Source organism: Mycolicibacterium mageritense, assembly GCF_010727475.1.
Lineage (GTDB): Bacteria > Actinomycetota > Actinomycetes > Mycobacteriales > Mycobacteriaceae > Mycobacterium > Mycobacterium mageritense.
This window is the reverse complement of the sequence record NZ_AP022567.1, coordinates 4,575,618-4,599,479: the sequence shown is the minus strand read 5'-3', so window position 1 is coordinate 4,599,479 and position 23,862 is coordinate 4,575,618. Positions and strand designations below refer to the sequence as shown.

The following is a 23,862-nucleotide window of genomic DNA, read 5'->3' as shown; positions in this document are numbered from 1 at the left end:
ATCACATCTTGATCGCCGGGATCAGCCTGGTGATGTTCCAGAGCCGGTTACGCCGCGCGGACAGGCACGAGATGGTCAGCGCGCCGGCCCAGATCAACACCAGCACGATGATCGCCTGCCACAGCCGGTAGTCGATGCCGCCCAGGATGAGCTGTCTCAATCCGTTGACGCCGTAGGTCATCGGGTCATAGCTGTGGAATACCTGGAACGGCTTCGAGGTGGTCTCCACGGGATACATACCGCCCGCGCTGACCAGCTGCAGCATGAGCAGCGCCATGATGAGCACCCGGCCCACCGCGGGGCCCACCAGCGCGTTGATGGCCTGTGTCGCGGCGATGAAGGCGCACGAGATCAACACCATGAAACCGAGCATCGCGAGCGGATGCGCGGCGTGCATGCCGAGCGCGAAGCGCACCACGCAGTACAGGATGATCGCCTGGAACACGCCGATCATCACCGCGGGCAGGTAGCTGGCGAGCACCACACGGATCGCCAGCACCTCCGCGGCGATGGCGCGACTCTGCAGCGGCCGCAACACCATCCACAGCACGAGGGCGCCGAAGAACAACGCCAGCGTGATGAAGAACGGCGCCATGCCGGTGCCGAAGTTGGGCGCGGCATTCTCGTGCGCCGTTTCCAGGTTGACCGGACCACCGATAGTGTCGGCGATCGCGTCTTTCTGCTGTGTGGTCCAGTCCGGCACCTGCTGGGCGCCTTCGGTCAGCTTGGTCGCCAGTTCGGCCGAGCCCGACCGCAGCTGCGCGGTTCCCGATTTCAGCTCGGTGGCGCCGTCGTCGAGTTTGACGATACCGCTGGACAATTCGGCGCTGCCAGACGCCAGTTTCTGCGCGCCGCCGCGGAGCTCGGTCAGCTTGTTGTTGAGGTTCTGTCCGCTTGCGCCGACCTGGTTCAGTGCCGTGTTCAGCGGGCTGCCTGGGCCGCGGAGCGACTCGGTCATCGAAACTGCCGCATTCTCGGCATTGGTGAGGTTCTGCCGGATCTGCGGGGTGAACTCGTGGCCGCGCAATTGATCCTGGATCCCGCGCAGCGTTCCGGCGGCGTTGTTGGCCACCGGATCCGGGCTGGCCGACAGCTGATCGATCACGGCCGTCAGCGAATTGGCCGCATCGTCCTGAGCCGTGGCGATGCCGCCGATCTGCTCGTTGGCCTGACGCAACGCGTCGACGCCCTGCTGCAACTGCTCGGTGTTGCCGCCGATCTGCGACAGCGCCTTGGTGACGGTGACCAACGGATCGGTGGCTTTGGTGATGCCGTCGGAGAGCTGCTTGGCGCCTGCCGCGACCTGAGCCGAACCGGTCCGTGCGCTGTGCAGCCCCGTCGAGAGCTGGCCGGCACCGTCGTCGACCTTGACCGCACCGTCGGCGAGTTGGTGTGCTCCGTCGGCGGCCTGCTTGATGCCCGATCCGCTCTGGACGACGACCGACAGCACCTGATTGACGGCCTGTCCCGAGATGCGGCTCGACACCGCATTGAGCACCTGGTCCATCGCGGTCCGGCCGATGCTCGTCGAAATGTAGTTGTTGGCGTCGTTGTAGACGGCAATGAGGTTGGCCTGCTTGGGCTCTCCCGTCACGGGCGATGCGATGGCCTCGCTGAAGTCGGGTGGCAACTCGACCATGAAGTAGTACCTGCCGTGGTCGACGCCTTGGCGCGCCTCCTCGACGGAATCCACCACGTGCCAGTCCAGGCTCGCGTCGGCGGTCAAACTCTTGGCGATCTCGTCGCCCGCGTTGAGGTGCTGTCCGGACACCTCTGCGCCGCGATCGGAATTCACCAGCGCCACGGGCATTTTGTTGACGTGGCCGAACGGATCCCAGTACGCCCACAGATAGAGCGCGCCGTACACGAGCGGCAGCAGCATGAGCACCACGACCGCCGCGCGCGTCATCCGGCTGCGGCCGAAGCGCTTGAGCTCCGAGCCGAACGCCAGTCCAGCCAGCATCATTCGTCCCTTCCGGTCAGGATGCGGTGATCGTGCAGATCGTGGTCGGGGGCATCGATGCCGAGCGGGTTGGTCACGCCGACGATCACCGTCCGTTGCGTCGCGATGGCGCCCAACCGCTCGACGGCGATGGCGCGCCGCGCGTTGTCCCGCACCTGTTCGAGGTCGCCGACCACCAGGATCGGCCGATTCGAGAACAGCGCCAACGTGATCCGCAGCAGGAACAGCTCAAGGTCCGACAGCTCACTGATGAACGTGTGCGGCGACGGCGGCGTCATGTCACCGAAGACGCGCGCCAGTTCGGCCTCACCGGCTTCTATCGGCACCTGTGCGTACCACGGCGAAAGCCAGCGGCGCTGCTCGGCCACCACGGTCTGCACCGAGACCGTCTCCTCCAGCTCGTCGATGTCATCGAAGGCCGCGATCGAACAGTGCCTGCGGATGGCCCGCGGATGCGAGTCACCGCACACCGTGACGGTGCCGTGACTGGGCTTGAGCCGGCCCGCCAGGGTCAACAACAACGCGGTCTGGCCCCACCCGCCGGGCATCTGAATGGCGTGGAAGCCCGACGTGAGCTCGAGATCGACATCAGAGAACAGCGGCCCGTGCTCGCCGTCGACACCAAGACCGGTCGCGGCGATCAGCACCGGATCGGCGTCTTCGCCGTCGGCTTCCCCGCCGTCGGCGTCCTCGACGACCGCGGTGTCCTGAGGCTCCGCGACGTCGTCGGCCTGATCAGGCTCCTGCTCCTGCGGTGCAGCGGCGTCGCCCTCGTCTGTCATCAAAACCCTTTCGATACCGACTAGTATCCATTCGATACTTGCGAGTATGCTGTTGCCCATGTCGCCTGTCAAACCCGCACGAACCCGGCCCACGCGCGACGAGGTGCGTGACCGAATCCTCGACGCGGCGATGGAGGTTTTCGCCGCCGAAGGGTTCGCCGGCGCCACCATCGACGCGATCGGTCAGGCCGCGGGTTTCACCAAGGGTGCGGTCTACTCGAACTTCGAGTCCAAGGATGAACTATTCCTCGCTCTCCTCGACCGGCAATCCGAGAACCGAGGCGAGCTGATCGTGACGGCGTTCGACAGCGGAGGCGGCGACACCACCGCGACCGCGCAGGCCCTCAGCCAGTCGATTCTCGATTCGATCCACGACCAAAACGAGTACCACCTGGTGTTTTTCGAGTACTGGCTGCGCGCCATGCGTGATCCGCAGCTGCGCGACCGCCTCATCGAACGCCGGCGCGCGGCCGCCGAGCAAGCGCTGCGCGTGGTCGAGAAGGCCGGCACGGTGCTGCCCAGTCAGCAACTGGCCGACCTCGCCCAACTCGTCGTCACCATCACGACGGGCATCGCGATGGAAGAGGTGCTGCAACCCGGCACGATCAACTCCGACATGCTCGCTCGACTGATCACCGCGTTGCTGGCGTCGGTGCCCGAGGATGGTCGGCCATGACGGTTCTGCGGTTGCCACTGCATGCCCGGATGCGGCCCCTTAAGGTGACCTGATGCGCACGAGAATGCTGTTGGCCCTGGTGAGCACGGCGTTCGGCGCCGGCCTCTGCGGTCCCGGGGTGGCTGCCGCGGACCCGCCACCACCGCCACCCCCGCCGCCGCTCAATCTCAACGCGCTGACGTCGGTCAAGCCCTCGGACTTCGCGATGCAGAACGGCGAGTACTACGCATTCGCGGTGCCGGGCGACATCGCGTGCGCGATCAGCCGCGGGACGGGCAAGTACGGCTGCTCCGGTCCGTTGCCCGCAGCACCTGACGGCGCCAATGCGGTCACCGGCAACCAACAGGGCGTGCCCACGTTCCTCAGCGACAACCGGCCGCTGTTCAACTTCGAGGGGCTGCCCAACCGGCTGCTGCCCGGATCCCGCATCAGCTTCCGCAACGTGACGTGCGGGACCGACGGCACCGTGACGATGTGCAGCAACTCCTACGACGGGGCCGGGTTCGTCCTCAGCCCCGCGAGCAGCTACGTGCTCGACCCGAACAATCCGTTGCTGCTCAACACGGGCGAGGGACGCAACCCCTACTTCAACTAGCCGCTCGAGGTCACCGGCTCGATCGGCAGCCGGCGCAGCGCACCCGGCGCCTCGGCGGGCACCACGGGGCGCTCCGGCGCCACCGGTGACAGCCGCTGGTACGGCTCCCCCTGGGCCGGGCGCACGTCGTCCTGGCCCTTGTTGGGCCACAGCGACGCGGCCCGTTCGGCCTGAGCGGTGATCGAAAGCGACGGGTTCACACCCAGATTTGCCGAGATTGCGGCCCCGTCCATGACGTAGAGCGTCGGATAGTTGTACACGCGCTGATAGGGGTCGATGACACCGCTCTGCGCACTGTCCCCGATCGCCGCGCCACCGAGGAAGTGGGCGGTCAGCGGGATGTTGAACAACTCGCCCCAGGTACCGCCCGCGATGCCGTCGATCTTCTCGGCCATCCGCCTGGTGAACTCGTTGCCCACCGGGATCCACGTCGGGTTCGGTTCTCCGTGGCCCTGTTTGGACGTCAGTACGCGCCTGCCGCCCGGTCCGCGTTTGGTGAAGGTGGTGATCGAGTTGTCCAGATGCTGCATCACCAGGGCGATCACGGTCCGCTCACTCCACCGCGAGGGGTTCAGCAGCCGGATCAGCAGACCCGGCCGCTCCCGGCCCTGGTCGAGGAACTGGCGCCAGCGCGGCACGTCGGTGCCGCCCGGGCCGGTGCCGTCGGTCATCAGCGTCTGCAACATGCCCATCGCGTTGGAGCCCTTGCCGTAGCGCACCGGCTCGACGTGGGTATCGGCGGTCGGATGCACCGACGACGTGATGGCCACGCCGTGGGTGAGGTCCAGATCCGGTGACACCGTGAGGGTTTGGGCGCCGACGATCGACTCGGAGTTGGTCCGGGTGAGCACGCCGAGGCGCGACGACAGCCGTGGCAGCTTGCCCGCATCCCGCATCTTGAACAGCAGCTTCTGCGTGTTGTACGTGCCTGCCGCCAGGATCAGATGTGTCGCGGTGAACGTCTTGCGCTTGCGGCGCAGCTTGCTGCCCGTACGCACCGTGGTGACCTCCCACAGGCCGTCGGGGCGCTGCTCGAAACCCGTCGCCGTGGTCATCGGATGCACCTGCGCACCGGCCGATTCCGCGAGCCCCAGGTAGTTCTTGACGAGCGTGTTCTTGGCGCCGTGGCGGCAGCCCGTCATGCATTCGCCGCATTCCAGGCAGCCGGTCCGGGCCGGGCCCGCCCCGCCGAAGAACGGATCGGGCACGGTCTTGCCAGGCGTCTTCTCGCCGTCGAGCCCGAAGAACACCCCGACCGGCGTGGCGACGAAGGTGTCACCCACACCCATGTCGTCGGCCACCTCTTTCACGATGCGGTCGGCGTCGGTGAACGTCGGATTGGTGACCACGCCGAGCATCCGCTTGGCCTGGTCGTAGTGCGGCATCAACTCGGCCCGCCAGTCGGTGATGCCCTTCCATTGCGGGTCGTTGAAGAACGGGTCCGGCGGCACGTAGAGCGTGTTGGCGTAGTTCAGCGATCCCCCGCCGACACCGGCACCCGCCAGGATCATCACATTGCGCAACAGGTGGATGCGCTGGATACCGAACATGCCGAGCTGAGGCGCCCACAGGAACTTGCGGAGATCCCACGAGGTCTTGGCGAAGTCGGCATCGCTGAACCGCCGCCCGGCCTCCAGCACACCTACTCGGTAGCCCTTTTCCGTGAGCCGCAGCGCGCTCACGCTGCCACCGAATCCAGAACCGATAACCAAGACGTCGTAGTCAGGCTGCATCCGACAAGTATGGACCTACCGGTAGGTAACTTTCTAGACAGGAATGCCTAACTTGTAAAGAAACCCCTTCGGTGAGCAGACACAGAATCGCACCGTTCATTGCGTTTCCGTGCAAGTTTGCGTCTGCTGGTCACGGCGAGGTTATCCACAGTCCTGAATTCATCCCCAGGCAACGCAACTGGTGGAGCCGGCACAGCCCACGCCGACGCACTATTCGATCGTGACTGCATCCGCGCATACGCTCCTGGCGCAACTCGGCGGCTTCGCCACCACCCGACAACTCCTGACCGTGATGACGCGTCAACAACTCGACGGACAGGTGCGCTGTGGAGTGCTCACCCGTGTGTGGCACGGCGTGTACGCCGCGGCAGAGCCAGACTTGATGGGACGACTGGCTGCACTCGACTTGTTCGTGGGCCGCGAGGCAGTCGTATGCATGGGTACCGCAGCCGCGCTCTACGGTTTCGACTTTGAGAACACGACGGCGATACACATGCTCGATCCGGGTGTACGTATACGCTCCAACGTCGGACTGATGGTTCACCAACGGGTCGGTGCACCACTGCGGCGGATAGCGGGACGACTCGCAACCGCTCCTGCCTGGACTGCGGTCGAGATTGCACGGCAACTGCCACGCCCCCGCGCACTCGCTGCCCTTGACGGCGCACTTCATTCAGCACAGTGCACTCGGGCCGACTTGGACGACGCGGTGCGCCACCACAGGGGTCGCCGAGGCATCGTCGCTGTCCGCGAATTGCTCGAATACGCGGATGGCCGAGCCGAATCACCGATGGAGAGCGAAGCGCGGCTGGTCATGATCGACCACGGCGTGCCGTTGCCGGAACTCCAATACGAGATTCAGGGCCTTTACGGCCAGACCTGGCGTGTCGACTTCGCTTGGCCCGACGCGAGAGTCGCAGCGGAATACGAAGGACTTGACTGGCATTCCGGGCCACTGAAAATGATCGAGGACAAGACTCGATTCGCAGGCATACAGGAACGGGCGTGGACCGTCATTCCGATTGTCGCGCAAGACGTTCGCCGATATCCCAGCAGACTGGCCGATCGCATCGCCTACCACCTCACAGCCGCGCGACTGGTCGGTTGACGATGCTGAGCAGACGCAGACTCGCACAAATCAGGCAGCAGCAGTGCGATTCTCTGTCTGCTCGGCGTCAGGATCCGACCGTGAGGCCGACCTTTTGGAACTCCTTGAGATCGCAGTAGCCGGCCTTGGCCATCGACCGGCGCAACCCGCCCACCAGGTTCAGCGAGCCGAACGGATCGTCGGACGGGCCGTTGAGCACCTGCCCGAGCGACGGGCGTTCACCGAGCGCCACCTGCAGCAGCGCGCCGCGCGGCAGCGACGGGTGCGCCGCGGCCGCGGGCCAGAACCAGCCGCCGCCCTGCGCTTCGGCCGCGACCGACAGCGGCGTGCCGAGCACGACCGCGTCGGCTCCGCACGCGATGGCCTTCGCCAGGTCGCCGGAACTGTGGATGTCCCCGTCGGCGAGCACGTGCACGTAGCGGCCACCGGTCTCGTCGAGGTACTCGCGGCGCGCGGCCGCGGCGTCCGCGATCGCGGTCGCCATCGGCACGCTGATGCCCAGCACCTCGTCGCTCGTGGTCACCCCGGTCGTGGAGCCGTAGCCAACGATGACGCCGGCCGCGCCGGTCCGCATCAGGTGCAGCGCGGTGCGGTGGTCGAGCACCCCGCCCGCGACCACCGGCACGTCCAGCTCGGAGATGAAGGTCTTGAGGTTGAGCGGCTCACCGTCCTGCGCGACCCGTTCGGCCGAGATGATGGTGCCCTGGATGATGAGCAGGTCGATGCCCGCCGCTACCAGCGTCGGCGTGAGCGCCTGCGCGTTCTGCGGGCTCACCCGCACCGCGGTCGTCACGCCGGCTTCCCGGATGCGGCTGACCGCCGCCCCGAGCAGGTCGAGGTCGAGCGGTGCCGAGTGCAGCTGCTGCAGTAGCCGGATCGCGGCCGACGGCTCCGGCTCCTTGTCGGCAGCCTCCACGACCTGAGCGATCTTGTCCTCGACATCGGCATGCCTGCCGATCAGGCCCTCGCCGTTGAGCACACCGAGACCGCCGAGGCGGCCCATCTCGATGGCGAACTCGACCGACACCAACGCGTCGGTGGGGTGCGCCACCACGGGGATCTCGAACCGGTAGGCATCCATCTGCCACGCCGTCGACACGTCCTTGCTGGAGCGGGTCCGCCGCGACGGCACGATGTTGATGTCGCCGAGTTCGTAGGTGCGGCGGGCAGTTCGGCCCATGCCGATTTCAACCATGTCACGCATGCGTTCGGACCTATCGGGCGTAGTAGTTGGGCGCTTCGACAGTCATCGTGATGTCGTGCGGATGGCTTTCCTTCAGCCCGGCCGCCGTGATCTGCACGAACTGCGCCTGCTGCAACTGCTCGATGGTGGCCGAGCCGGTATAGCCCATGGCCGCGCGCAACCCGCCGGTCAGCTGGTGCACCACGGTCGAGAGCGGCCCACGGTAGGGCACCCGGCCCTCGATGCCCTCGGGCACCAACTTGTCCTCGGAGAGCACGTCGTCCTGGAAATAGCGGTCCTTGGAGTAGCTCTTCTGCGGGCCGCGCGTCTGCATGGCGCCCAGCGAACCCATGCCGCGGTAGCTCTTGAACTGCTTGCCGTTGACGAACACCAGATCGCCCGGCGATTCGGCGGTGCCTGCCAGCAGCGAGCCAAGCATCGCGGTCGACGCCCCGGCCGCCAGTGCCTTGGCGATATCGCCCGAGTACTGCAGGCCGCCGTCGGCGATCACCGGAACCCCATACGGCTTGCAGGCCGCGACGGCCTCCAGGATCGCGGTGATCTGCGGGGCACCGACCCCGGCGACCACGCGCGTGGTGCAGATCGAGCCCGGACCGACACCGACCTTGACCGCGTCGGCGCCGGCCTCCACGAGCGCGGCCGCGGCAGCCCGGGTCGCGACGTTGCCGCCGACCACCTCGACACGGTCGCCGACCACGGTCTTGAGCCGGTGCACCATGTCCAGCACGCCGCGGTTGTGTGCGTGCGCGGTATCCACGATCAGTACGTCGACACCGGCGTCGACGAGCGTCATCGACCGGGTCCAGGCGTCTTCACCGACGCCGACCGCGGCACCGACCAGCAGCCGCCCGTCACTGTCCTTGGTGGCCAGCGGGAACTGCTCGGTCTTGACGAAATCCTTGACCGTGATGAGCCCGGTGAGCTTGCCGTGTCCGTCGACGATGGGCAGCTTCTCGATCTTGTGCCTGCGCAGCAGCCCCAGCGCGGCTTCGGCCGAAACGCCCTCCTGCGCGGTGATCAGCGGCGCCTTGGTCATCACCTCGGAGACCGGCTTGTTCTGGTCGACCTCGAAGCGCATGTCGCGGTTGGTGATTATGCCGACAAGCGCGCCGGTGTCGTCGACGACCGGCAGCCCGGAGATGCGGAACCGCGCGCACATCGCATCGACCTCGGCGAGCGTGTTGTCGGGCGAGCAGGTCACCGGATCGGTGACCATGCCGGCCTCGGAGCGCTTGACGGTCTCGACCTGACCGGCCTGTTCGCCGACAGGGAGATTACGGTGCAGCACACCCATGCCGCCCGCGCGCGCCATGGCGATGGCCATCCGCGACTCGGTGACGGTGTCCATCGCCGAGCTGACCAGCGGCACCTTCAACCGGATCTTGCGCGTGAGCTGACTGGACGTGTCAGCCGTGGCCGGCACCACATCCGAAGCTGCCGGCAGCAACAGCACATCGTCGAATGTGAGGCCGAGCATGGCAATCTTGGTGGGGTCGTCGCCACCGGTGGACACCGGTACGGCGATGGGAACGCTGCTTTCAGCGATCGACATGAGCGGGGCCTCCCGTAACAGACGCAGTCAGGCGCGCCAGCACAAAGTTGTCCCCTAATCCTATCGGCTCCGGTGTCGGCTGCGACGTTGCCGGTGAACGGCGCGGTCGAGACGGCCTTGCACAGGCCCGGGACCGACCAGCGGGCAGGGTAACGGCTGGCGCGACACCTGTGGTGCTGCGTAGTGTGGAACCCGTGCGTGACCACCTCCCACCTGGTTTGCCACCCGACCCATTCGCAGACGATCCGTGTGACCCGTCCGCGGCGCTGGACGCCATCGAGCCGGGTCAGCCCCTGGACCCGCAGGAGCGGACGGCCGTTGAAGCGGACCTCGCCGATCTGGCGGTGTATGAGGCGTTGTTGGCGCACAAGGGAATTCGTGGTCTCGTCGTGTGCTGTGACGAGTGCCAGCAGGACCACTATCACGACTGGGACATGCTGCGTGCCAACCTGCTGCAGCTGCTTGTCGACGGGACCGTCCGGCCGCACGAGCCTGCCTACGACCCTGAGCCCGACGCCTACGTGACCTGGGACTACTGCCGCGGCTACGCCGACGCGTCACTCAACGAAGCGACCTCGGAGCCCGACGGCTACCGCTGACCCCCGCCGGTCAGTCCGGGCAGCAACGGCAGCTCGATGACCGGTGCCTGAGGCGCCTGCTGCTGTTGTTGACGTCCCCCGCCCGCGGGCTCACGTGCCGCAGGCGCCTCTCCCCCACCCGCCTCAGGTTGCGGTTCGGCGACCGTCGGAACGGTGACGACCGGCGGCGCGCTGCTGGGAGCCGCCGTCGGCACCGTCGGCAGGATGGTCGTCGTCGTATGGACCGGTGAGCTCGGCTGCGTCGCAGGTGCGGACGTGCCCGTCGCGGGCAGCTCCGCAGGCGGATTGGTCGAAGTGGCCGACGGTGGCGTCGAGGTTGGGGGCGCCGACGTGTTCGACGGCGCCGACGTCGCCGTCGAAGGCGACGTCGGTTCCGACGACGAGCTGGTCGGCGCGGACGATGAGGTTTCCGACGATCCCGATGTGGTCTCCGACGGCGGGGTCGACGACGACGGCGACGACGTCTCGGTCACGCTCGTCGACGAACCCGGCGTCTCCGACGGCGGTGTCGGCACCGACGTCGCGGTCACCTCGGGCAGCACCACCGGCGGCGCGTCGGGCGGCACCGTGGCATTGGGATCGCGGTTCTCGACCTTGACCGACAACTGCTGCCACTGGTTGACGAGATCCTGCTTCTGCTGGGCATCGCCGACGGTCGCGACGGTCGTGGTGATGGTCTGCAGCTTTTCCTGCGCGGCCTGCCACTGCCCCTGGTCGATCAGCTGCTGAACCTGCGCCAGCTCGGTCGAGGCCAGCTCGACCTGCACGTCGCGTTTGACCTGCTGCTCGCCGAAGAACATGCCCCGCACGCCGTACAGCGCATCACCCGGGCTCGATCCGTACACCGCCGCACCGAACCCGCCGAGGCACAGCACGGCTGCCGCGACCGAACCGACGAGGGCCAGCGGCAGCCGCGGACGCCCGCGCGCAGTGCCGCGGTTCAGCGCCGCGACCGCGTCGCGCGGCGTGGCGATACCGGCCATCGAGCCGCGGCGCGCATCGTCGCGCCAGCCGGCCAGCAGGTAGGCCAGTTCGGCCTCGCCGGGGTCGGTCGAATAGACCGGACGCTCCAGCGACAGCGCCTCGATGAACCGATCGGTGCGGTTGATCTCGTTGAGTGACGGATCGCCCCCGTTGGACGTCCAGCGGCCGAAGTCAGGCATGGTCGCGTCCCGTCGCCATGATCTCCGTCTTCAGCCGCGCCAGCGCACGGTGCTGGGCCACGCGTACCGCACCCGCGGTGCTGCCGACCGCCTCGGCGGTCTCTTCGGCGCTCATGCCGACGACGACGCGCAGGATCAGGATCTCGCGCTGCTTCTCCGGCAGAACCGACAACAGCTGGGCCATCCGCGCCGACGACTCCGAATCCAGTGCGGACTGCTCGGGTCCGGCATCCAGCGAGAAGCGTTCAGGCACCACGTCGGTCGGGTCAGCCCGGTTGCGGGCCGCCGCGCGATGCGCGTCAGCAACCTTGTGCGCAGCGATGCCATAGACAAAGGCCAGGAACGGGCGTCCCTGATCTTTGTAGCGCGGCAGCGCCGTTATGGCGGCCAAGCACACCTCCTGCGCAACGTCATCAGCTGAAAGACCACTGCGCTCGGTTGCCCCGATCCTCGCCCGGACATAGCGAACGACAATCGGCCGAATGATCTCCAGCACTTCCTGGAGGGCGTTTCGATCACCGTTCACTGCCTCAGCAACGACAATGTCGAGACGGTCTCCCGAACTTGTCATCGTGGGCGATCTCTCCAGCGTTACGTTGTACCGACACTCGCGGCGATTGGCTCAGCTAAACAATAACGATCAACAGACTGAGGCCCCGCCCGCGCTACATCAAAGACCGGACCACACCCCGCCTCTGCGTCGCACTGTATCGGCGCTGGCGTCGCGGATGGCGACGACCTCTTCCGTCGAGAGCGTCGTGCTGCCGATGTCGGCCAGCAGACAGGCCAACGCCCAGCGCAGCGGGATGATTCCGCAGCGCTCGGCGACCAGCAGTGCCGCGTCGGCCACCGCGCGGGCACGGTCCAACTGCCCCGCGCAGCACAGCGCGGCAGCGAGCACCACATCCGATTTCACCGCGTGGCGCGTCGAGCCGAACCCTGCGGCCGCGACAACGCCTTGTTCGGCGTGACCGACCGCGATCGAGCCCTCGCCGCGGGCCATCGCGAGTTCGGCGCTCACCCATGCCAGCCGCACCGGCAGCCGTCCGCCCGCGGCACCGGCGTGCTCGCGCGCCCGCTCCAGCAGGCGGCCCGACAACGCGAACCTGCCGACACCGAGGGCGTCGGCGGCGAGCCCGATGAGCGCGTCGGCCGCGGCCTCACCGGTACCTCCGCTGTGCGCCCACGCGAGGCCGTCGAAGCCGCGCGCCACGTTGTGCCCACCGAGTTGGCGGTGGAACGACGCCTGCGTGCTGTACGCGAGCGACGTCACGGGATCTGCGGCCCCGGCACGTCGGATCTCGGCGAGTTCGGCGAGCGCACACCCGTAGCGTCCCTGCCCTCCCGCAGCCACCGCACGGAGCCATCTCTCGCGCGCACTGGTCGCGGCAGGCAACGGCCAGCAACCGGGTTGGTCGCCGAACGCGGCATTCGCCAGCACGGTTGCCGTGTCAAGGGTTGTGCTCATCGATTTGCGACGGTATCAATCCACCCGAAATGGTAGGTCCGCGGGAACCTGATACCGCGAGAACCGGGTATCAAATATTGCGCTATGAGCATTAGTTAACAATTGATGGCTCGAATGTTAATGCGATGTCAACTACCTACCGGCTGCTAGAAAATTGACGCGTGGCGCCGACCAGTATGAACAGCACAAACCCTGCTACAAGGGATCGACGTCTAACACGGTTGTCGCGACGAGCGCACCACCACGATGAACGTGATGTAAATTCTCGACCTGGGCGTATGTCATTGAGCACACGTTCAGGCTATTGACGGGAATTATTGAGCACCCCTAGTTTGTGTGCACGAGAGGTCATCGGCGACACGTGCTCAGTTCGGATCCACCAACTCACGCCCGCCCATTTGGTGAATTGGGCGCGCAGAGAGGGGTTTTCACATGCCTCAGCCGCAGCAGCTACCAGGGCCCAACGCGGATATCTGGGATTGGCAGATGCAGGGACTTTGCCGTGGTGTCGATTCGTCGATGTTCTTTCATCCCGACGGGGAACGTGGCCGCGCCCGAGCACACCGCGAGATGCGCGCCAAGGAGATGTGCCGCAGCTGCCCCGTGATCACCCAGTGCCGGTCCCACGCCCTCGCCGTCGGCGAGCCCTATGGCATCTGGGGTGGCCTCAGCGAGTCCGAACGCGAGCTGCTGCTCAAGCGCGGCATCCGGCGCAGCGCATAGCGGGGCTCATCCCGCAGCAAACGCTCCCAACGACAGCACCGCGAGCACGAGGAACGCGGTTGGGAAAGCGATGTTGTAGAACACCCGCGCCCTGAGGTGGGTGGCGACCGCGCCGATGAAGAACGCGGTCAATCCGACCGCGGCAGCGAAACCGATCGGTGGGACAGCAAACATGCCCACCAGTAGTCCGGCGGCTCCCGCCGCCTTGAGCAGCCCCAGCGTGGGAACCCAGGTCCGTGGCACGCCGACCTCCGCGGAGTTGGCCAGTACGAACCGAGCACCGATGAGGTCGGCCAGAGCCATCGCCGCGTTGGCGGCGGCGGTGACCACGACGATCACGGCCGCGACGATGTCGAGTTGTAGGGTCATTGCTGTCGTCTCCCTGTGGGCGGTTGTCGGATAGTGGTTCACCTAACTGACGCTTGCCGCGCACGAAAGGTGACCCCGATGACCGACGAACAGGCGTTGGCGGTGCGCTTCGAGCAGGATCGCCGCCACCTGCGCGCGGTCGCCTACCGCCTGCTGGGCTCGGTTCATGACGCCGACGACGCTGTTCAGGCCGCGTGGCTCAAGGTCAGCAGGCACGGTGTCTCCGACGTGGACAATCCCACGGGCTGGTTCACCACCGTCACGGCACACGAATGCCTCGACCGGTTGCGCGAGCAGAAGCGCCGTGCCGAGGTGCTCGGAGCCGATCACATCGGAACCGCACCTGCCGCCCCGGCCGCCGAAGACGAGGTGGCCATGGCCGAGTCGGTGGGGCGGGCGCTGCTGGTCGTGCTCGACCGACTGTCCCCCGCCCAGCGCGTCGCGTTCGTCCTGCACGACGCCTTCGGCGTGCCCTTCGACGACATCGCGGCGCTGCTCGACCGCACGCCGGACGCAGCCAAGAAGCTCGCAAGCCGCGCCCGCGAACGCGTCCACGGCGATCCCTCGGTGTCGCCTCGTCCCACAGCCGAGCATCTCCAGATAGCACGAGTCTTCCTGGCCGCCTCGCAAGAGGGCGATCTCGAAGCGCTGCTGAAAATCCTCCACCCCGACGTGGTACGGCGTGTCGACCGGGTACTCGTTCCCGCGCACATCTCCACCGAGCTGCGGGGCGCACGCGAGTTCGTCGAGGAATCCCGGCTTTTCGCCGGAGTGGCCCGCGGCGGCGAGGTCGCGGTGCTCGACGGCGGCGCAGGGATTGTCATCGCCCCGGCCGGCCGATTGAAAGTCCTACTGCGCCTGACCATCCGGGACGGGCGGATCCACGTGATCGACATCATCGGCGAGCCGGACCGGTTGAGGTCGGTAGACGTGACGTTGGCCGGGATGGCCTATCAGCGGTCCCTCGCGAGCAGGCGCGAAAGTACCCCTAATCGCGCGTTCTCGGGTAATTTCGCGTCTGCTCGGCGGCAAAGGGAGGCTTGGATGACAACAGCGGTCACGGTGACGGAGACCGGATCGGGCACCTATACCCAGGAGATCACCGCGGGACGCCACCGGTTCATCGCCGACGAGCCAATCCCGGTCGGCGGTGACGAGGGCCCGAATCCCTATGACCTGGTCCTCGCCGGACTCGGGGCATGCACGTCGATGACGGTGCGGATGTATGCCAAGCGCAAAGGCTGGCCGCTCGAACAGGTGCGAGTAACGTTGCGGCACTCACGCATTCACGCCAAGGATTGCGAGGCCTGCGAGACCACGAAAGGCATGATCGATCAGATCGACCGCGAGATCGAGCTGGTCGGCGACCTCGACCCCGACCAACGGCAACGGTTGATGGACATCGCCGAACGCTGCCCCGTCCACCAGACGCTGACCTCGGAGGTCCACATCACCACGTCGGCGGTGTGAGTCGATCGCTACACCGGCGCCGCCCATTGCGGCTTGCGCTTCTCGATGAACGCCTGAACGCCTTCGAGTGCGCTCGGATCCACCATGTTGCAGGCCATGGTGGCACCGGCGTCGTCGTAGGCCGCCTCGATACCGACCTCGAGCTGCCGGTAGAACAACGCCTTTCCCATGGCAACGGCGACCGCCGGCTTGGCGACGATGCTCGCGACCATCGCCTCGATCTCGTCGTCGAGCGCCTCCGGCGCCGCGACCCTGTTGACCAGACCCAGCGCGTGTGCCTGTGCTGCTGAGATGAATTCGCCGGTGACCAGCATCTCGAACGCGGGTTTGCGAGGCACGTTGCGCGACAACGCCACTGCCGGTGTCGCGCAGAACAATCCGACGTTGACGCCGCTGACCGCGAAGCGCGCGTCGTGGCTCGCCACCGCGAGATCACACATCGCGACCAGCTGACACCCGGCCGCGGTGGCGAGGCCGTGAACCCGCGCGATCACCGGCACGGGTAGGCGCTGGATCGACAACATCACCTCGGTGCACTGCGCGAACAACCGCTGGTAATACTCGAGGGACGGCTCGGCCCGCATCTCCTTGAGGTCGTGGCCGGCACAGAACGCCTTGCCGGATGCTCCGAGCACCACGGCGCGCACCGAATCATCCTGGGCCAGAGCGGAAATGGCGTCACCGAGCGCCGCGAGCATGTCCTCGGACAGCGCGTTGAACGCCTGCGGGCGGTTGAGCGTCAGCGTGACGACGCCGCGGTCGTCGCGCTCGTGCAGCAGCAAGGTCATGGCTCGATCAACACCTTGAGCGCCTTGCGGTCGGCCATGGCGCGGTACCCGTCCGGTGTCTCGTCGAGCCCGATGGTGCGGTCGAAGACCCGGCCGGGTTCGATGGTGCCGTCGAGCACGTCGGGCATGAGTTCCTCGATGTAGGCACGGGCGGGCGCGACGCCACCGGTGAGGGTGACGTTCCGGAAGAACGTGCCGAAACCCATTGGCACCTCGGTGTATTGCGATACCCCCAACCGGCTGACGCGGCCCCCTGCACGGACCGCGTCGAGGGCCGTGGCAAGTGACGGCTCGGTCCCGACGCATTCGATGACAGCGTGGGTGCCGTCACCGCCGGTGAGTTCGCGGATCTTCTCGACGGCTTCGTCGCCACGTTCGGCCACGACGTCGGTCGCGCCGAACTCCCGCCCGAGGTCGGTCCGCACCGTGTGGCGGCCGTTCAGGATGATCTGCTCGGCACCCAGCCGTTTGGCGGCCAGCACCGCGCACAATCCCACCGCGCCGTCCCCGATCACCGTGACGGAGGTTCCCGGCCGCACGCCGGCCGTCACCACGCCGTGGTGGCCGGTACAGAACACGTCGGACAGGGTCAGCAGGGACGGCATCAACGCCGAGTCCTCGGCGACGGGCAGCTTCACGAGCGTGCCCTGGGCTTGCGGAACACGCACGGCCTCACCCTGGCCGGCATCGACGCCGGGCGCACCCCACCCGCCGCCATGACGGCACGAGTTCTGCAGGCCCTCACGGCAGAAGTCGCACGTGTTGTCGGCCCACACGAAAGGCGCCACCACGACGTCGCCGCGGCCGAGCCCGGACACGTCGGCGCCGACGTCCTCGACCACACCGATGAACTCGTGGCCCATCCGGCGGCCACCCTCCTTGTGTGGCATGGACTGGTACGGCCACAGATCGCTGCCGCAGATGCAGGCGCGGGTGATCCGCACGATGGCGTCGGTCGGTTCTCGCAAAGTCGGGTCGGGCACGTCCTCCACCCGCACGTCGCCGGCCTGGTACATCACGGTTGCTCGCATGCTCGGTTCCCTCGCTCGTCCAACGGAGACTGACCCATCGTCTCGAGGCTAGGGGGCCGACGGTCGACGCGTGCAGCGAAGCTACGAGTCGAGCGGGTTGGCCCTGATGCGCTCGGCGCCGTTGTTGGCAACCGAAGCGGCCGCGGCACCGTCCGGTTTGCGCCGCGCCTGGTCTTCGAAGCAGGCCAGGAACTCGTTGCCGAATCCCTGCCGGGGATAGCCCGCGAGGATCTCGGCCCTGACCTCGGGCGGGAACTCCTCGGGGCGTCGTCCGGCGACGTCCCAGGCGGTGGCAACCTGCAGGAGGTGGGACTCGGGATCAGCGTCCGCGGAGACGTCGGCGCGCATGTGCTCCACGATGATCTCCGTCGCTCGGGCGGCCCGGTCCGCCGGCCAACCGGCCGCCACCCCGAACACCCACGCCAGCTCCCCGCCCGCTTCCTCGAACGCCACCCGGTGGCTGTCGAACGGGTCGGTGAGGGCGATGTCGTGCAGCATCGCCGAGACGTAATAGAGCTCGTCGTCGAATGCGATGCCGTGCGCCGCGGCGTACCTCACGCCCCACAGATACGACCGCACGCAGTGGTTGAGCAGCGCCGGCGGGTAGAAGCGGGTAGCCACCGCCAGTGCGGCGGTGGCCGCCGCGGTCTGGGGAAACGCCTTGTTCGTCATGATGGAGACAACGCTGTCCGGTCAGCCGGCGCTTCCCGCATCAGAAGTTCAGACCCGAGAACATGATCCGGCCCGGGTCGTACTTCTGCCGGACGGCAGCCAGCCGGGAGAGATTGGCTCCGAAGTACCGCGACGCCGGTTGGTTCGCTTCGAGATAGTTCACGTAGCCGCCGACCGAATATGGCGCGACGGCCTGGTGAGCGGTGTTGAGCCAGCGGGCCGCTGCCGCCGGGGAACCGGAGGTCTCGACGTACCACTGCACGAGCGCGGATTGCCGCCGCCACGGGAAGGCGGTGTCGCCCGGCCCGACGGTGGCGAGCGCGCCGTCGAGGGTGTGCATGATCACCAGCGGACGACCGGCCCCGTTCGGAAAGGCATTGAACGCCGCGGCGATCCCCTGGGCGACGGCCGGGGTGATCGACGTGAAGACGTCGGATCCGCCGACGTAGCCCAGCGGCGACGGGTTGAGGTTGTTGACCGCCAGGTATCGCACCAGGTCCAGGTAATCGAAGGTGTGCTTGTCCACGCCCATCGGCTGCAATCCCACCGTTCTGGTGACGGCAGCCGCGACGGCGTCCCCTGATCCGGCCGGGCAGGTCGCCAGGATGCGGCAGTGCGCGCCGCCGGGGTCGGTGATGGTGTCGGCCAGGGCCCAGCTGTTGCGGTCGGCGGTCCGCAACCAGTTCTGCCACCCGACCAGAACCTGCGCGAAGGCCTGCAGCGGGAAATCGAGGCTCACGGCATCCACGTCGCCGGCGGGAAAGGTGGCGAAGGTCAGCGCGGTCGTCACGCCGAAGTTGCCGCCGCCACCACCGCGCAACGCCCAGAACAGATCGGGATGCTCGTTGGCTGATGCGGTGACACCCGCGCCACCGGGCAGCACCACCGTTGCCGAGACCAGTTGATCGCACATCAACCCCGCGTGCCGGGACTGCGCGCCGAGCCCGCCGCCCAGGGCATGCCCGGCCGCGCCGACCGTCGGGCAGGTTCCCGTCGGGATTCCCCGGCCGGCGCCGGCCAGCACCTCGTGAATCGCATACAGCCCGGTCGCGGGCGTCACCGTGACGTACCCGGTCGCGGCGTCGTAGTGGATGTCGCCGGGCAGTTGCCGTAGGTCGAGCACCAGGGCGCCGGTCGCCGTCGACGCGCCCACGTAGGAGTGCCCGCCACCGCGTGCAGCGACCTTGAGGTTGTGGGCGGCAGCGAAAGCCATCGCCTTCTGCACCTCCGAAGCCGACGTGGGAGCGACGACCGCGGCCGGTGCCAGGTCGTTGAAGTTGGTGTTGAAAACCGCCTTGGCGGAGCCGAATTGACCGTTGTCCGGCAGTACCACCGGGCCCCTGATGGCGGCGGAGAGGTCACCCCAACCGGAGGCCGCAGGTTCGGCATGTGCCCGGTTCGTCCCGAGCACCGCACCGGCGGCCAACGCTCCTACCGCGCCGCGCAGGAAGGTCTGACGGGAGATCCCACGCGGTACCGTCATGTCCGAATTGTGGGCCTGCCCGGCGCGGAAACCGCCGTGGCGCACGACGTGTCGCGGTATCGGTCCGATACCGATTCGCACAGCCGACGTTACGATCGCCACCGCCCGGGCGACCGCCCGGTCCCTGACAGCACACCTGGAGGCCACTGCGTGAGCGCACCGTCGAACCCCAACGCAATCCCCGACTACGCCGCACTCCCTGAGCTGCCCCTGGACGAGGAGGACCGTGCGACCCTCGCCTCCGAGATCTGGGGCATGCTGGTCACGGGCAACGACGACGTCGAGGAGTTCCTCGAGATCTACGCCGAGGACTACGAACTCACCGAAGATCAGCTCACGGTCGCCTTTGCCGCATTGCGCGAGGCCAGGCTGCGTCAGCAGACCGAGATCGGCGAGTACCGGTCGCGCACGCACGCGGCCTTCGAGGAGCTGAACGCCAACGGCGTGATCGCCCGCGCGGACTTCTCGTGCTGCGGAACCTGCACATCCGCCGAGATCGGCGACGAGCGCGACGACAGCAGGCACTGGAGCGGCTTCGTCTACTTCCACAGCCAGGACACCGACCGCCTGATCGAGGACGGCGCGACCTACATCGGGTACGGAGCGTTCGAGCCCGAGGACTTCGATGAGGAGGCCTACAACCGGCTGAGCGATCAGGCGAAGCAGGATCTGTACTTCGGCGACGTGGTGCGGATGCTCGACGAGATCGTGTTCCCGATCGTGCGCCGCCACGGCATCGAGCCGGAGTGGAACCGCGATCTCGGAACTCGGGTGCTGCTCACCAACGCCGACTGGTACGCGCCGATCGAGAGCTGAGGACGCCCCGCCCCTCGCGAGCAGACGTAAATGTGCCCCGAATCAAGCGATTTGGGGCACATTTACGTCTGCTCGGCACACTTTCTTTGCCGACCCGGATCCGATTCTGACGTGTCCGCAAATTGCGAAAAGTTGCGGACACAATAGTGCCTGTTGACAAAGTTCGCACCCTGGTCGCATATTGAGCTTGCTGTTAGTTAAGTCACACCCGATCCTCGCTATCAGCAGCTAACACCACAGCTCCGGTGCGAGGAGACGTTCATGATCATCAGCCGTAGCTGCCGCTTTGCCGCTGTGTGTCTGATGACGGCCGCACTCACCATGACCGCCATGAGCGGCGCGATTGCCGCCGCGGATTCCGAGAGCGATTCCACGTCAGGTGCCAGTGAGGAGAGCTCCAGCAGTTCTGGCAGTGACGCGACGACCACCACGGATCACAACATCACGACCACCACCGCTACAGGCGCCGACCAACCCAGTTCCACAGTCTCCGCGCAGACCTACACATCCGCGTCCAGCTCGGACAGCACCGACACCACCTCCTCGGCCGGCGCAGCGTCGGAGGATCTGTCCAGCACGGACCACAACGTCACGACCACCACCGTGTCGGGGACAGGCCCCAGCTCCACACTCTCCGCACAGACGAACACCTCCACGTCCACCTCGGACAGCACAGACACCACCAGCGCGAGTTCGGACGATCCAGCCACTACGACGGGTGTGCAGAACCAGACCAGCAGCCTGTCCGCTCAAGGCGACGAGACCTCGTCGACCACCACCTCGGGCAGCGATTCGGCGACGTCGGATGCACCGACTGAATCCGACACCGCCGAGTCGACCACGCTGTCGACCTCCGCGACGACCGAAACCGTTACATCCGACGTCGTCACCACCAACAGCGTCGCGGTCACCGAGGCTGCGGCGCCGACCTTGCAGTACGCGATCGCCTACCTGTTGCGGACGTTGGCGACGACGGCCATCAACCTCGTCGACGCCATTTTGCAACTCCCCGCGGATATCCGCGCCGCGCTCGGCATCTCCTGGGCCACACCCACTGTGGCGAGCTACCGCGCCCTTCTCTTGTCCACCACCCCGAACGTCGTGCTGCTGAACCTGATCGCGCCCTCGTCCGTACCGGTTGGCGCACCAGGCGCCGTCAGCGCCGCGCCAACCATTTACCGAAGCATCGAGGTGGACGGCGGGATCACGTTGTTGGCCGCCGCGTTGCAGCCGCAGGCCGCCGCCCCGGCATTCATCGCGGCAATGCGCTCAGGCCACTCGGTGACCGGCCTGATCGCGGACGCGGTCACCGCGGTCGCGGTGACGGTGTCGATCTGGGCCCTGGTGTACGCGGCGTTGCCGGGCCTGGGCGGCCTGGTCTCCTTCGGCGCGGTCGGCGTGCGGATCGGCTACCGCCAGTCCAGCGCCGGAATCGCGCTGCTCACCCCGGATTTGGCCCGTTTCATGCGGCCAGGGCCCATCGGCGTCGTACGCAGTGGATCGTTGGTCTCGATCCATCACCGCACCGCGGCCGCCGACCGCACCACCCGGCACATCGAGCGCGTCGCGTAGACCTGCCAGACCACGCAAAAGTGCCCCAAATCAACCGATTTGGGGCACTTTTGGGTAACTAGATCAGTGAGCGTGACCGTGGTGGCCGTGGCCGTGGTCTTCTTCCTCGGCAGGCTTGTCCACGACGGCCGTCTCGGTCGTCAGGATCATCCGGGCCACCGACGCCGCGTTGAGCACCGCGGAGCGGGTCACCTTGGCCGGGTCGACGATGCCCTCGGCGACCAGGTCGCCGTAGGACAGCGTGGCGGCGTTGAAGCCCTGCCCGTTGCCCAACTCGCTGACCTTGTTCACCACGACCGAGCCGTCGAGGCCCGCGTTGGTGGCGATCCAGTACAGCGGGGCCGACAGTGCCGACGAGAACACCTCGACACCGATGGCCTCGTCGCCCTTGACCTCGCCGCGCAGCTTGTCCAGCGCCGCGCGGGCCTGGACCAGTGCGGCGCCCCCGCCGGTGACGATGCCCTCTTCGACCGCAGCCTTGGCCGCCGCGACGGCGTCCTCGACCGCTTCCTTGCGCTTCTTGAGATCGGTCTCGGTGGCCGCACCGACCTTGATCACCGCAACGCCGCCGGCCAGCTTGGCCAGCCGCTCCTGCAGCTTCTCGCGGTCCCAGTCTGAGTCGGTGGTCTCGATCTCGGACTTGAGCTGCTTGACGCGATCGGCCACGGCATCCTTGGAGCCGCCACCGTCGACGATCACGGTGCTGTCCTTGTTGACCACGACGCGCCGTGCCGAGCCCAGCACCTCGAGGCCGACCTCACGCAGCGCCAGACCCACGTCGGGGTTGACGACCTGTGCGCCGGTCACGATGGCGAGATCCTCCAGGAACGCCTTGCGACGGTCACCGAAGAACGGCGCCTTGACGGCGACGGCCTTGAGCGTCTTGCGGATGGCGTTGACGACGAGCGTCGACAGCGCCTCACCCTCGACGTCCTCGGCGACGATCAGCAGCGGCTTGCCGGCCTCGGCGACCTTCTCCAGCAGCGGCAGCAGGTCGGGCAGCGAGCTGATCTTGTCGCGGTGCAGCAGCACCACGGCGTCTTCGAGCACCGCTTCCTGCAGGTCGAAGTCGGTGACGAAGTAGGCCGAGATGAAGCCCTTGTCGAACCCGACGCCTTCGGTGATCTCCAGCTCGGTGTTCAGCGTCGAGGACTCCTCGACGGTCACCACACCGTCGTGCCCGACCTTGGTCATGGCCTCGCCGACCAGCTCACCGATCTGCTCATCACGCGAGGACACCGTGGCGACCTGGGCGATGGCGGTCTTGTCGGACACCGGCTTGGCGGCCGCGAGCAGGGCCTCGCTGACGGCGTCGGCAGCCTTGTTGATACCCGATCCCAGCGCAATGGGGTTGGCTCCCGCCGCGACAGAGCGCAGGCCGCCCTTGACCAGCGCCTGTGCCAGCACGGTCGCAGTGGTGGTGCCGTCGCCTGCGACGTCGTTGGTCTTGGTGGCCACCGACTTGACCAGCTGGGCACCCAGGTTCTCGAACGGGTCTTCCAAGTCGATCTCACGCGCGACGGTGACACCGTCGTTGGTCACCTGCGGGCCGCCGAAGGCCTTGGCCAGAACGACGTAGCGGCCGCGCGGGCCCAGGGTCACCTTGACGGCGTCGGCGAGCTTGTCGACACCGGCCTCCATGGCCCGGCGCGCAGTTTCGTTGAATTCAATCTGCTTGCTCATAAGTCTCTTTCATGACTCGTAACGTGTACCGCCCCGGACACCACCCGTACGGATACGGGGATCTCCGGGGCGGTTACACGAGTGATTACTTGGAGACGACAGCCAGCACGTCGCGGGCCGACAGGATCAGGTACTCCTCGCCGTTGTACTTGATCTCGGTGCCGCCGTACTTGCTGTAGATGACGGTGTCGCCCTCGGCAACGTCCAGGGGGATCCGCTTCTCGCCGTCCTCATCCCAGCGGCCGGGGCCAACTGCGACGACGGTGCCTTCCTGCGGCTTCTCCTTGGCGGTGTCGGGGATGACCAGACCGGAAGCGGTCGTGGTCTCGGCCTCGTTGGCCTGAACGAGGATCTTGTCCTCGAGTGGCTTGATGTTCACGCTCGCCACGATGGAGCCCTCCACTTGTTGGGG

Annotated in this window: 24 protein-coding genes and 1 pseudogene; 9 read left to right on the top strand and 16 right to left on the bottom strand. The window is 67.1% G+C overall.

Annotated features, from left to right (window positions below; translation table 11 throughout):
* Nucleotide 1: 1 nt before the first annotated feature.
* Both G6N67_RS22100 and G6N67_RS22095 read right to left on the bottom strand, forming a co-directional pair.
* Nucleotides 2-1,963: a YhgE/Pip domain-containing protein gene (locus G6N67_RS22100; RefSeq protein WP_036434339.1), complete on the bottom strand. Its 1,962-nt coding sequence runs from the start codon at nucleotides 1,961-1,963 to the stop codon at nucleotides 2-4.
* A complete protein-coding gene (locus G6N67_RS22095) occupies nucleotides 1,963-2,745 on the bottom strand; it encodes a P-loop NTPase family protein (protein WP_230022129.1) in 783 nt (260 codons plus the stop codon). Before G6N67_RS22095 ends, G6N67_RS22100 begins: the two co-directional genes overlap by 1 nt.
* 46 nt (nucleotides 2,746-2,791) lie before the next feature.
* Between G6N67_RS22095 and G6N67_RS22090 the strand changes: the two genes are divergently transcribed.
* Both G6N67_RS22090 and G6N67_RS22085 read left to right on the top strand, forming a co-directional pair.
* The gene (locus G6N67_RS22090) at nucleotides 2,792-3,421 is read left to right on the top strand and encodes a TetR/AcrR family transcriptional regulator (protein ID WP_036428895.1); all 630 of its coding nucleotides are present in this window, start codon (nucleotides 2,792-2,794) and stop codon (nucleotides 3,419-3,421) included.
* A gap of 52 nt (nucleotides 3,422-3,473) precedes the next feature.
* Nucleotides 3,474-4,016 (top strand): hypothetical protein, encoded by a 543-nt coding sequence (locus tag G6N67_RS22085; RefSeq protein ID WP_036428897.1) that lies wholly within the window; start codon nucleotides 3,474-3,476, stop codon nucleotides 4,014-4,016.
* On the opposite strand, the gene G6N67_RS22080 is transcribed toward G6N67_RS22085, so the two are convergent.
* Entirely contained in the window at nucleotides 4,013-5,749 is a 1,737-nt protein-coding gene (locus G6N67_RS22080) for a GMC oxidoreductase (RefSeq protein ID WP_036428899.1), read from the bottom strand. The two genes, G6N67_RS22085 and G6N67_RS22080, sit on opposite strands and share 4 nt — an antisense overlap.
* A gap of 220 nt (nucleotides 5,750-5,969) precedes the next feature.
* Here G6N67_RS22080 and G6N67_RS22075 point away from each other — a divergent pair, with 220 nt between their 5' ends.
* A complete protein-coding gene (locus tag G6N67_RS22075; RefSeq protein ID WP_036434343.1) occupies nucleotides 5,970-6,857 on the top strand; it encodes a type IV toxin-antitoxin system AbiEi family antitoxin in 888 nt (295 codons plus the stop codon).
* Between the two features lie 67 nt (nucleotides 6,858-6,924).
* Here G6N67_RS22075 and G6N67_RS22070 read toward each other — a convergent pair whose 3' ends face one another.
* Complete coding sequence (locus G6N67_RS22070; protein ID WP_036428901.1) at nucleotides 6,925-8,061, bottom strand: GuaB3 family IMP dehydrogenase-related protein; 1,137 nt, start codon at nucleotides 8,059-8,061, stop codon at nucleotides 6,925-6,927.
* Between the two features lie 10 nt (nucleotides 8,062-8,071).
* Entirely contained in the window at nucleotides 8,072-9,613 is a 1,542-nt protein-coding gene (gene guaB / locus G6N67_RS22065) for an IMP dehydrogenase (protein WP_036428902.1), read from the bottom strand.
* A gap of 194 nt (nucleotides 9,614-9,807) precedes the next feature.
* Here guaB and G6N67_RS22060 point away from each other — a divergent pair, with 194 nt between their 5' ends.
* Entirely contained in the window at nucleotides 9,808-10,212 is a 405-nt protein-coding gene (locus G6N67_RS22060) for a DUF5319 domain-containing protein (RefSeq protein ID WP_036434345.1), read from the top strand.
* Here the strand turns inward: G6N67_RS22060 and G6N67_RS22055 are convergent.
* The 3 genes from G6N67_RS22055 to G6N67_RS22045 all read right to left on the bottom strand — a co-directional run bounded on the left by G6N67_RS22055 (nucleotide 10,203) and on the right by G6N67_RS22045 (nucleotide 12,843).
* Entirely contained in the window at nucleotides 10,203-11,375 is a 1,173-nt protein-coding gene (locus tag G6N67_RS22055) for an anti-sigma-D factor RsdA (protein ID WP_036428904.1), read from the bottom strand. The two genes, G6N67_RS22060 and G6N67_RS22055, sit on opposite strands and share 10 nt — an antisense overlap.
* Complete coding sequence (locus tag G6N67_RS22050) at nucleotides 11,368-11,946, bottom strand: sigma-70 family RNA polymerase sigma factor (protein ID WP_036428905.1); 579 nt, start codon at nucleotides 11,944-11,946, stop codon at nucleotides 11,368-11,370. Before G6N67_RS22050 ends, G6N67_RS22055 begins: the two co-directional genes overlap by 8 nt.
* Before the next feature lie 99 nt (nucleotides 11,947-12,045).
* A complete protein-coding gene (locus G6N67_RS22045) occupies nucleotides 12,046-12,843 on the bottom strand; it encodes a hypothetical protein (protein ID WP_036428906.1) in 798 nt (265 codons plus the stop codon).
* 432 nt (nucleotides 12,844-13,275) lie between these two features.
* Between G6N67_RS22045 and G6N67_RS22040 the strand changes: the two genes are divergently transcribed.
* Nucleotides 13,276-13,566, top strand: a complete 291-nt coding sequence (locus G6N67_RS22040) for a WhiB family transcriptional regulator (RefSeq protein WP_036428908.1) — start codon at nucleotides 13,276-13,278, stop codon at nucleotides 13,564-13,566.
* A 6-nt stretch (nucleotides 13,567-13,572) separates the two neighbouring features.
* Here the strand turns inward: G6N67_RS22040 and G6N67_RS22035 are convergent, their stop codons facing one another.
* A complete protein-coding gene (locus G6N67_RS22035; RefSeq protein ID WP_036428909.1) occupies nucleotides 13,573-13,935 on the bottom strand; it encodes a DoxX family protein in 363 nt (120 codons plus the stop codon).
* 78 nt (nucleotides 13,936-14,013) lie between these two features.
* Between G6N67_RS22035 and G6N67_RS22030 the strand changes: the two are divergent.
* A pseudogene (locus tag G6N67_RS22030) lies at nucleotides 14,014-14,892 on the top strand (sigma-70 family RNA polymerase sigma factor); the annotation flags it as partial.
* Entirely contained in the window at nucleotides 14,881-15,405 is a 525-nt protein-coding gene (locus G6N67_RS22025) for an OsmC family protein (RefSeq protein ID WP_308289833.1), read from the top strand. The pseudogene G6N67_RS22030 and the gene G6N67_RS22025, both read left to right, overlap by 12 nt.
* 8 nt (nucleotides 15,406-15,413) lie before the next feature.
* Here G6N67_RS22025 and G6N67_RS22020 read toward each other — a convergent pair whose 3' ends face one another.
* The 4 genes from G6N67_RS22020 to G6N67_RS22005 form a co-directional block, all read right to left on the bottom strand.
* On the bottom strand, nucleotides 15,414-16,193 hold the full coding sequence (locus tag G6N67_RS22020; RefSeq protein ID WP_036428910.1) for an enoyl-CoA hydratase: 780 nt from the start codon (nucleotides 16,191-16,193) through the stop codon (nucleotides 15,414-15,416).
* Complete coding sequence (locus G6N67_RS22015; protein WP_036428912.1) at nucleotides 16,190-17,224, bottom strand: zinc-dependent alcohol dehydrogenase family protein; 1,035 nt, start codon at nucleotides 17,222-17,224, stop codon at nucleotides 16,190-16,192. The genes G6N67_RS22020 and G6N67_RS22015 overlap by 4 nt, the downstream gene beginning before the upstream one ends.
* An 81-nt stretch (nucleotides 17,225-17,305) precedes the next feature.
* Nucleotides 17,306-17,896 carry an HD domain-containing protein gene (locus G6N67_RS22010; RefSeq protein WP_036428913.1) on the bottom strand — a complete coding sequence of 197 codons (591 nt, stop codon included), beginning with the start codon at nucleotides 17,894-17,896 and terminating at the stop codon, nucleotides 17,306-17,308.
* A 40-nt stretch (nucleotides 17,897-17,936) separates the two neighbouring features.
* Entirely contained in the window at nucleotides 17,937-19,379 is a 1,443-nt protein-coding gene (locus G6N67_RS22005) for an FAD-binding oxidoreductase (protein ID WP_036428915.1), read from the bottom strand.
* A gap of 150 nt (nucleotides 19,380-19,529) precedes the next feature.
* Between G6N67_RS22005 and G6N67_RS22000 the strand changes: the two genes are divergently transcribed.
* Nucleotides 19,530-20,195: a DUF6891 domain-containing protein gene (locus tag G6N67_RS22000; protein ID WP_036434349.1), complete on the top strand. Its 666-nt coding sequence runs from the start codon at nucleotides 19,530-19,532 to the stop codon at nucleotides 20,193-20,195.
* A 500-nt stretch (nucleotides 20,196-20,695) separates the two neighbouring features.
* Here the strand turns inward: G6N67_RS22000 and G6N67_RS21995 are convergent, their stop codons facing one another.
* Nucleotides 20,696-20,905: a hypothetical protein gene (locus G6N67_RS21995; protein ID WP_036428923.1), complete on the bottom strand. Its 210-nt coding sequence runs from the start codon at nucleotides 20,903-20,905 to the stop codon at nucleotides 20,696-20,698.
* Between the two features lie 10 nt (nucleotides 20,906-20,915).
* Between G6N67_RS21995 and G6N67_RS21990 the strand changes: the two genes are divergently transcribed.
* A complete protein-coding gene (locus G6N67_RS21990; protein ID WP_036428925.1) occupies nucleotides 20,916-21,767 on the top strand; it encodes a hypothetical protein in 852 nt (283 codons plus the stop codon).
* A gap of 63 nt (nucleotides 21,768-21,830) precedes the next feature.
* Here G6N67_RS21990 and groL read toward each other — a convergent pair whose 3' ends face one another.
* Both groL and groES read right to left on the bottom strand, forming a co-directional pair.
* Nucleotides 21,831-23,450 (bottom strand): chaperonin GroEL, encoded by a 1,620-nt coding sequence (gene groL, locus G6N67_RS21985; RefSeq protein WP_036428926.1) that lies wholly within the window; start codon nucleotides 23,448-23,450, stop codon nucleotides 21,831-21,833.
* A gap of 85 nt (nucleotides 23,451-23,535) precedes the next feature.
* Entirely contained in the window at nucleotides 23,536-23,838 is a 303-nt protein-coding gene (gene groES, locus G6N67_RS21980; protein ID WP_003892970.1) for a co-chaperone GroES, read from the bottom strand.
* Nucleotides 23,839-23,862 lie beyond the last annotated feature (24 nt).

Excerpts from the sequence above, each read along its gene's own strand:
- G6N67_RS22100 (WP_036434339.1), bottom strand. The coding sequence starts at position 1,963 with ATGCTGGCTGGACTGGCGTTCGGCTCGGAGCTCAAGCGCTTCGGCCGC.
- G6N67_RS22095 (WP_230022129.1), bottom strand. The coding sequence starts at position 2,745 with ATGACAGACGAGGGCGACGCCGCTGCACCGCAGGAGCAGGAGCCTGAT.
- G6N67_RS22090 (WP_036428895.1), top strand. The coding sequence starts at position 2,792 with ATGCTGTTGCCCATGTCGCCTGTCAAACCCGCACGAACCCGGCCCACG.
- G6N67_RS22085 (WP_036428897.1), top strand. The coding sequence starts at position 3,474 with ATGCGCACGAGAATGCTGTTGGCCCTGGTGAGCACGGCGTTCGGCGCC.
- G6N67_RS22080 (WP_036428899.1), bottom strand. The coding sequence starts at position 5,749 with ATGCAGCCTGACTACGACGTCTTGGTTATCGGTTCTGGATTCGGTGGC.
- G6N67_RS22070 (WP_036428901.1), bottom strand. The coding sequence starts at position 8,061 with ATGCGTGACATGGTTGAAATCGGCATGGGCCGAACTGCCCGCCGCACC.
- guaB (WP_036428902.1), bottom strand. The coding sequence starts at position 9,613 with ATGTCGATCGCTGAAAGCAGCGTTCCCATCGCCGTACCGGTGTCCACC.
- G6N67_RS22055 (WP_036428904.1), bottom strand. The coding sequence starts at position 11,375 with ATGCCTGACTTCGGCCGCTGGACGTCCAACGGGGGCGATCCGTCACTC.
- G6N67_RS22050 (WP_036428905.1), bottom strand. The coding sequence starts at position 11,946 with ATGACAAGTTCGGGAGACCGTCTCGACATTGTCGTTGCTGAGGCAGTG.
- G6N67_RS22045 (WP_036428906.1), bottom strand. The coding sequence starts at position 12,843 with ATGAGCACAACCCTTGACACGGCAACCGTGCTGGCGAATGCCGCGTTC.
- G6N67_RS22040 (WP_036428908.1), top strand. The coding sequence starts at position 13,276 with ATGCCTCAGCCGCAGCAGCTACCAGGGCCCAACGCGGATATCTGGGAT.
- G6N67_RS22035 (WP_036428909.1), bottom strand. The coding sequence starts at position 13,935 with ATGACCCTACAACTCGACATCGTCGCGGCCGTGATCGTCGTGGTCACC.
- G6N67_RS22025 (WP_308289833.1), top strand. The coding sequence starts at position 14,881 with ATGGCCTATCAGCGGTCCCTCGCGAGCAGGCGCGAAAGTACCCCTAAT.
- G6N67_RS22020 (WP_036428910.1), bottom strand. The coding sequence starts at position 16,193 with ATGACCTTGCTGCTGCACGAGCGCGACGACCGCGGCGTCGTCACGCTG.
- G6N67_RS22015 (WP_036428912.1), bottom strand. The coding sequence starts at position 17,224 with ATGCGAGCAACCGTGATGTACCAGGCCGGCGACGTGCGGGTGGAGGAC.
- G6N67_RS22010 (WP_036428913.1), bottom strand. The coding sequence starts at position 17,896 with ATGACGAACAAGGCGTTTCCCCAGACCGCGGCGGCCACCGCCGCACTG.
- G6N67_RS22005 (WP_036428915.1), bottom strand. The coding sequence starts at position 19,379 with ATGACGGTACCGCGTGGGATCTCCCGTCAGACCTTCCTGCGCGGCGCG.
- groL (WP_036428926.1), bottom strand. The coding sequence starts at position 23,450 with ATGAGCAAGCAGATTGAATTCAACGAAACTGCGCGCCGGGCCATGGAG.